The 798-nt window shown below is 29.8% G+C and carries 2 rRNA genes; both read left to right on the plus strand.

Annotation, left to right across the window (positions count from 1 at the left end):
* Positions 1-82, plus strand: a 23S ribosomal RNA gene (locus tag WJW32_RS04235); the annotation flags it as partial.
* Between the two features lie 59 nt (positions 83-141).
* Positions 142-258 (plus strand): 5S ribosomal RNA (rrf, locus tag WJW32_RS04240).
* Positions 259-798 lie beyond the last annotated feature (540 nt).

Consider the following 798-nt stretch of genomic DNA (forward strand, 5'->3'; position numbering starts at 1 on the left):
GACTACCTGGTTGATAGGTTCAGGGTGTAAGCTCAGTAATGAGTTCAGCTGATGAATACTAATAGATCGAGGACTTAACCTAATTTAAATCTGGTCAATTTTGAAAGTATTAAAACCTAATACTTACAATTTAAAAGATTATGTGGTTATTACAGCAAAGAGGATACACCTGTTCCCATTCCGAACACAGAAGTTAAGCTCTTTAGCGCCGATGGTACTTGGGGGGCAGCCCCCTGGGAGAGTAGGACGTAGCCACGTAATCTTTTTTTTATGTATTTTTTTATTTCTGTATAGTGGTTAAATGAAAAATATGCTATCTAAATACCGTTAATACATTAAATATCGTAATTAGAACTAAATATTATGTCTTATTAAATATACTAAAACTTCTTGAACTCGTTTAGGCTCAGACACAAGAAGTTTTCTCTAATTTGGAAAAATTATAGCTCTTAATCCCAAAACAAATGACATTAAAATACCGCTAATGTTGTAAATATTTTTAATGCCATTTGTTTTTTAATATGTTTCTTAGATATGAAATGGATTTAAATATATGTTGTTTTCAAAAAAGACAAAAAGAAACAAAGGTAATTAATTCATTACCATTATTTTTAATGAATATTCTGTTTTATTTCTTACCTAAATTATCATAAATTAAAACTCAACTGCTCATACGAAGGATTACACATTGCATTAGCAATAAGGTTTGCAAGTTTAGTTACGGTCGGAATATCTACAATTATTTCATTGAAAGTACGCTTTACAAATCCTTTTACATTTCCTACTTTTTTCACTAAG

The sequence above is a fragment of the Tepidibacter sp. Z1-5 genome (assembly GCF_037844525.1).
GTDB lineage: Bacteria > Bacillota > Clostridia > Peptostreptococcales > Peptostreptococcaceae > Tepidibacter_A.